This is a genomic window from uncultured Thiodictyon sp. (assembly GCF_903828115.1).
Classification (GTDB): Bacteria; Pseudomonadota; Gammaproteobacteria; order Chromatiales; family Chromatiaceae; genus Thiodictyon.
Window position 1 is genome coordinate 1 of sequence record NZ_CAIKKU010000738.1, and the last position, 2,477, is coordinate 2,477.

Annotated in this window: 3 protein-coding genes; 2 read left to right on the forward strand and 1 reads right to left on the reverse strand. The window is 60.7% G+C overall.

Translation table 11 applies throughout. The annotated features are described in order from the left end of the window. Positions 1–110 precede the first annotated feature (110 nt). On the forward strand, positions 111–524 hold the full coding sequence (locus QZY48_RS27360) for a toll/interleukin-1 receptor domain-containing protein (RefSeq protein ID WP_295436755.1): 414 nt from the start codon (positions 111–113) through the stop codon (positions 522–524). A gap of 377 nt (positions 525–901) precedes the next feature. Then, complete coding sequence (locus tag QZY48_RS27365) at positions 902–1,399, forward strand: hypothetical protein (protein ID WP_295436756.1); 498 nt, start codon at positions 902–904, stop codon at positions 1,397–1,399. A 192-nt stretch (positions 1,400–1,591) separates the two neighbouring features. Here the strand turns inward: QZY48_RS27365 and cybH are convergent, their stop codons facing one another. Continuing rightward, positions 1,592–2,284, reverse strand: coding sequence for a Ni/Fe-hydrogenase, b-type cytochrome subunit (cybH, locus tag QZY48_RS27370; RefSeq protein WP_295436757.1), 693 nt, complete (start codon positions 2,282–2,284; stop codon positions 1,592–1,594). Positions 2,285–2,477: the final 193 nt, after the last annotated feature.

Here is a 2,477-nt window from a genome sequence, read left to right on the forward strand (position 1 = left end):
CTCGACTGATGCTGGTTCAACGATCTGAGCAGACCACTTCGACGGCCGCCCATTTGGCGGCAAACACTTGAGTCGTCTCGGTTTAATACACCGTGACCGGAGTATGAAAGATGCAAGTTTTCATCAGCCATGTCAGGGCAGATGCCAAACTGGCCGAACGCATCGCGCAGGTCTTGCGGGATACCGGGTTGCAAGTCTGGGACGACACGCAGATCCTTCCCGGCGATAACTGGGCGGAAAAGTTGGCTGAGGGTCTGGAGCAGTCCGATGCCATGGTGGTTCTGTTCACGCCCGATTCCGCCCACTCAGACGCGATCCGCAGATCCGAAGTCGGTTATGCCCTGGGAAAGAAGGACTTCAAGAAGCCGAATTACGCCGTCATGGCATTCCTGTCTGGTACAGCGAAACCAATATCCTGGGGGCGCAGCAATGGCATGATTGATTTTCAGGATGCCTTTGATACCGGCTGCCGCAACCTCCTGCGATCCTGGGGCGTTGGCTATCAGGTGGGTGACTCACGCTGATCCTTACGGGTGTTTTCTTTTCGCGTCTTTTGGGTTTCGCGATGGAACCAAGGCAAAGCGTTCCCGCTCCCGGCTGCAGAGCAAGAATTGCTCGATCTGCGTCGCGATGACTGCCGCACCTGGCCCCTGCCCCTCGTCGCGGGCCTTGGGCATTGTGGCGCGGGGTGGAGCGCCAGAGCCAGGGCACGACATTCTTGTTTTACTGCAGATCGATTCCACCGTAAGATTTCACGGTCGATCCCTCCTGACAGGGCGTCCTGTACCGTAAATTTACAGCGGAGTTGTAAGCCCGCGAGCGGGTCGGCTGGATGGTTATCCGAGCCCCTTCCCCACTACTGTTTCAGGCGCGTCAACGACGGCCGCCTGAGGAGATGTCCATGAAGTTGCAGCGTTCGACTCACTGGATGTTCGGCTTGGCCCTTGCCTTCGCCTCGATCGCCCCGGCAACGGCCGGCAGTCGCCCCCCCACTGGGAGTAAACCGCTGTCCGAGATCCTGCAAGGGATCGAGCAACGCGCGGGCGAGGTGATATTCAGCGCCGATTTCAGCAGCGGATCTTGGGAGATCCTCGCCTGCGAGGCAGGTGGTCGGCAGTGCCGTCAGATCGACGTGGATCCGCAGACAGGCGCGGAGCGGCGTTCGAGCCCGGAAGACACCTCAGACACCCTGCCGCCGTCCAACGGGAAGAGCGCCTCACAAATTGCGCGCTCGATCGAGGAGCGCACGCTCGGCGTTATCACCGAGCTTGAATACGACGACCCGCAATGGGAAGTGCAGGTTCGCCCCGACCGTGGCCGCGCGAAGCTCTACGTCGATCCAATTAGCGCAGATGTTCGGCGTTGCATCGGTCGCGCCTGCCCGCCCCGCGGCAACTGAACTCGTCTTCTGGTTCCCACGCTCCAGCGGGGAATGCCGTCTGGCCGCGCCAGCGGACCGAGTCGCTGCGTGACGCTGGGGTGTGGAAGCCAAGATGCCGGCGAAATCTGTTGGAGACTGGCAGCTTGCGAACGCGTCGGTCCCGCGGGAAAGTGAATGATGGGTTTCGCTGCGCTCCACCCATCCTACGGCCTATGGGCGGTCGTCCTTGAACATCCGCCACCCGCTGATCATGGTGCTGATCAGGCTCTGCCGCGACAGGATGTCTTCGCGGATGGCGGTATAGACGTGAAGCATGACGAAGATCGAGATGACCCACATCCCCCAGTGGTGCCACATCCGCACGTCCTGGCTCTGGCCGACGAAGGGGATGACCCAGCCGAACCAGCGGTCCTGCCAGCTTCCCAGGCCCGCCTGCTCCGAATAGAGGGCGAAGCCGGTGAAGATCATCACGATGCCGCCCACGGTGATGATGACCACCATAAACAGGTGGGCCAAGGGGTTATGGCCGATATATTTGCGCGGTTCCGGTTCCAGGAAGGCATACCAGCGCACCTCGTGCCACAGTTCGCTCCAGAAGCGCCGCCGCCAGAACGGCAGGGCGAAGAGCTGGCGCGACCAGCGGTTGCCGACCAGTGCCCAGTAGAGCCGGAAGATAAAGCCGACGGCAAAGACATAGGCGGCGGCGAAGTGGGCGAAGCGCAGATAGCCCATCAGGTAGTGATCGCTCGCCGCCCCGGACAGGGTCGGCAAGGGGTTGGCGATCAGATACCCGGTGACGGCCAGGATGGTGATGGACAGGGCGTTGGTCCAATGCCAGGCGCGCAGCGGGGCCTCGTAGACATAGACCGCGGTGCGTTTGACAGTGGGAACGGCGGTGCTCATGGGTGCAGATCTCCGCGGCTTGAGTAAGGCAAAGGACCGGTTCACCAATAAGTTAAACAAGTCCTTATAGGGAATGCTGGTCGCGTCGTTGTCGTTGTCGTTGTCGTAATCGTTGTCGTAATCGAAGTTATCGTAGCGACCCGGATGAGCTCGCACGCCGAATTGCGTCGCTTCTCCGATTACGACAACGACA